Consider the following 3,504-nt stretch of genomic DNA (forward strand, 5'->3'; position numbering starts at 1 on the left):
CTTAAGGGCCGGAAAGGTGGCTGCCCCGGAGGTCTCCCAGCTGCACCGCGACGTCCAGGGCGGCGCAGATCTGATGCGTCTCGATGACCGGGAGCTTCGCATCCGCAGTCAGCCTGGTCTCGATGCGAACCGCGCGCACTGGCACGTTTCAGAAGGAGGCCAGTAATGCCCGTTAACCCGGCTCCCAGTACGCGGTCCCACGATCCCGAGCGCATTGCCAGCCTGCTGATCGGCGTCTGCGTCGGAATTGCTCTGTTTTCATTCCTGCTCTGGTTGAAGTTCCACACCCAGATCGTCGAAGCCGTCCTGTTCGTGCAGGGCTATGAGCTGAGGCTGATTGGACTCTTCACGCACCGTTACGACGCGGTCCTTGTCAATCTTGGGGACGCCGTCCCTGAGCGTGTCTCTGCATCGACACTCTGGGAACTCTGCACGCTGACAGGGTCAGTGCTCCGATGGCCCGCTCTTGTCCTGCTTGTCATTCTCGCCGCCCTCTGCCTGACCCGCGCGCCGCTGGAGCGTCACCGCAAACGGTTCGGTCTCGAGGGCATGCAGAAAGCACTCGCGGAGATCCATCCCTTGGGCGCAGCATGGCTTGGCAAAGGGTTGAAGCTGGTGTGCCCCTCACCTCCTGAAGCGCCATTGGCACCTCTCGATCCTGCGCTGAACCTTGAAGAATGGCGCGCACGATACGTGCGAGGCAACTCAGCTGCCCAGCTCCGTGAGACAACTCTTCAGGCGCTGGAGGCGCAACTTGGTCGTCCCTGGCGCGGGCCTCTGGAGGCGTCGGTCGCTGAAAAATGCTTGTTCGTCGCTTTCTCGTTCTTCATTCAACGCCGGAAAGATGAGGCACAGAGTGTCCTGGAGAACCTCTCTGTGCAGCTGAAAGGCACTTTAAAAGACGGAGCGCCATCAAACTTCGCGAAAGTGTCGAAATCCTTTGTGGCTACCCTTGATAAGCAGCTGAAGAAGGAGAGCTTCCGCTCGACGCTGAAGATCGCTGAGCAACATGCGTTTACGCGACCAGCACTCCTGTCGCTTCTCCAGGAGGCACGCCTCAAGGCCGGCGTCGTCAACCCTGGGCTTTTCGCAGCCATCCAGTTCCTGGACCGCGACCTCTGGCTCGTTCTCTCCGCAGCGTCCTATCCGCGTGACGGACTCCCACCTTATGTCATGGCGATTGCCTCTTGCCCGGAAGCGGCAGCAGCACTGGCACACTGGAAAGCAGAGTGCCTTGCCGGACGCCCTCTGACGACACCCCAGATCTCCAGCCTTCTCAAGACTTTCGGCAGACCATGACTGATTCCGTAATTTTTAACCTCATGCCTGATTTCATCCGTGCGCGCATTGCGGCTTACACGCTCCGGGACTGGGTGGCAGAGCATTATGCCGTACCAGCCCTTCAGCTCGACCGGGCGATGACACTGACGCTTGTTCAGCTCGAACATGTAGCGTCTCGCAAGACCTTCTACGGGTATGACGTTTCCAAGGCTCCTGTGTCCCTTCTTGAGCCAATTTCGCGTTACATGGACGCGCTACTGGGTGGGGTGTCGCCCGGAGAAGACCGCGAGAGCTTTCCCAAGGATCTGGTCCGGACCCACCAGAGAGTGATCCATGAGTTCGAAACACTGAACCGTCTTGGGAACAAGGCACGATGAGCATGTTGTGGCCGCACGACGGCGAGCCTTTGCGGGGCAATATGCTGGACCAGTTCCTGATCTGGTGCTCAGAGGCCGAGTGCTCCCGGATCGAAATCCAGACAGACACCCCCGTGATGGTGCGCCTTCATGGCGAAAACCATCAGGTCACGCGTGACGCCAGTCTGCCGGGGGAAGTCGAGGACGCGGTCAACTACATCTTCCGGTCAGCAACGGGAGTAACCAACCTCAAAAACGGTGATCCGATCGACGTCGGGCATACAATCTGGCCTGATCGCAAAAAAAGGCGATATCCCTTTCGCCTGAATGCCGTCAGCTCGCAGGTCGGGGCGGATGCAGGCATTTCGCTGGCCTTCCGGCCCCTGGTTGACATTCCCCGTCCCCTGGAGGACCAGCACGTAGAGCCTCAACTGCTGGACGCGCTCCATGGAGAACAGGGCATTTTTCTGATCTGCGGCGCCACAGGCTCTGGGAAGTCGACACTGATTGGCGGCATCAACCGGGCCCGGCTTGAAGACCCGGATATCCACTGCAACCTGATCGAAGCCTCAGCACCCCTTGAGATCCTCTATGATCGTGTCGAACGTCGCAACTCAGCGGTCACGCAACTTGAGATTCCCCGGAACCTCCGGAGTTTTTCCGAATTTGTCCGCGCGTCCATGCGTCGAGAGCCAACCGACATCGTCGTGGGCGAGTGCCGTGATCCCCAGACCATGGAAGCGTCGATCCAGGCCGGGATCTCTGGCCATCGCCTCCTGAGCTCTCTGCATACGAACAGCTGCTCTTCCACTGTCCGACGTGTTCAGGCGCTCTGCCCCGCTGATCAGCGGGACAGCCTGACAATTTCGTTCGTCGAGAACCTCCGTCTTCTGGTGAACCAGAGGCTGCTGAAGTCGACCGACGGCAAGAGGACACCCATTCGGGAGTTCCTGCCCGTGACCCGTGCCATTCGCACCCGCCTGCTGGACGCACCCCAGGATCGCTGGCCGAACATCACGCAGGCCGCTGTCGAAGAGCACGGACAGACTTTCGCTCAATCCATCGCTGCGGCTGTGAAACAGGGCAGAATCACAGAAGCCGTCGCCGCCGCTGCCATGAAGGAAGAAAACTGATGTGGCGCTTTACCGCGGACCCGGTCCGCCTTCTCATTATCGACGCCCGTGCGCTTGCACCATTTGCTCTGTGGATCGCTCACATGCGCGAATGGACGTTTATCCTCGCCATAATCGGGGTCCTGTTCTTCAGCGTGCTGGCCTGGCTCGGCCTTACGCTACCCGTGGCCGTGCGCATGCTCCGGGTCATCCTGTGTGGCCCGGTTCGCCCTCGTCTTCCCTCCTGGAAAAAGCGTGATTACGCATGAGCGATCTTGATGACCTGGTGCGGTGCTGCACGGCCCTGATTGAAACGCAGGGATACCGCTTCGAGACGGGCATTCCAGGCGTTGGCACTTTGCCTGCATGGCGTGTCACCCAGACAAACGTGTTTCTTCCGGTATTGCTCCGGCTCGCTGAGGAGTTCTGGAGATCTGAAACAAAAGGAGCCGGCTTCGGCCTCAAGCTCGAGCCAGACACACTAAGCGTGACGGGCTACACACTGACCGGGCTCTACCATGTCCCGCTGTCGATCGCTCTTCTGGCGCTCAACGCTGTGCTCAGAACCAATGCCGATGCTGAGGGACGCATCACCCTCGAAGCTCTGACGACCTACGCCCAGACGGTCACGGGCTGATCCGCACTCACAAACGCCTGTCAGATACTGCACAGGCGTCTAACTTGCTGAGGTCCGCGATGATCATTTCTGTTCCCCCTGACACACAGTCCGTTTCTATTCGTCGTGAAGGGGAACG

Annotated in this window: 6 protein-coding genes; all 6 read left to right on the plus strand. The window is 59.6% G+C overall.

What is annotated here, in order from left to right; all coding sequences use genetic code 11:
- The first annotated feature begins 16 nt into the window (after positions 1–16).
- The 6 genes from R5H23_RS16450 to R5H23_RS16475 are packed head-to-tail and all read left to right on the plus strand — an operon-like array spanning position 17 to position 3,386.
- Entirely contained in the window at positions 17–166 is a 150-nt protein-coding gene (locus R5H23_RS16450; protein ID WP_317216094.1) for a type IV secretory system conjugative DNA transfer family protein, read from the plus strand.
- A complete protein-coding gene (locus R5H23_RS16455) occupies positions 166–1,299 on the plus strand; it encodes a hypothetical protein (protein ID WP_317216089.1) in 1,134 nt (377 codons plus the stop codon). The genes R5H23_RS16450 and R5H23_RS16455 overlap by 1 nt, the downstream gene beginning before the upstream one ends.
- Complete coding sequence (locus tag R5H23_RS16460) at positions 1,296–1,658, plus strand: hypothetical protein (protein ID WP_317216091.1); 363 nt, start codon at positions 1,296–1,298, stop codon at positions 1,656–1,658. The genes R5H23_RS16455 and R5H23_RS16460 overlap by 4 nt, the downstream gene beginning before the upstream one ends.
- Positions 1,655–2,770 carry an ATPase, T2SS/T4P/T4SS family gene (locus R5H23_RS16465; protein ID WP_317216092.1) on the plus strand — a complete coding sequence of 372 codons (1,116 nt, stop codon included), beginning with the start codon at positions 1,655–1,657 and terminating at the stop codon, positions 2,768–2,770. Before R5H23_RS16460 ends, R5H23_RS16465 begins: the two co-directional genes overlap by 4 nt.
- Positions 2,770–3,018: an IcmT/TraK family protein gene (gene icmT / locus R5H23_RS16470; RefSeq protein WP_010504824.1), complete on the plus strand. Its 249-nt coding sequence runs from the start codon at positions 2,770–2,772 to the stop codon at positions 3,016–3,018. Before R5H23_RS16465 ends, icmT begins: the two co-directional genes overlap by 1 nt.
- Positions 3,015–3,386, plus strand: a complete 372-nt coding sequence (locus R5H23_RS16475) for a hypothetical protein (RefSeq protein WP_317216093.1) — start codon at positions 3,015–3,017, stop codon at positions 3,384–3,386. Before icmT ends, R5H23_RS16475 begins: the two co-directional genes overlap by 4 nt.
- Positions 3,387–3,504: the final 118 nt, after the last annotated feature.

The organism is Gluconobacter sp. GP1 (assembly GCF_032913585.1).
Lineage (GTDB): Bacteria > Pseudomonadota > Alphaproteobacteria > Acetobacterales > Acetobacteraceae > Gluconobacter > Gluconobacter cerinus.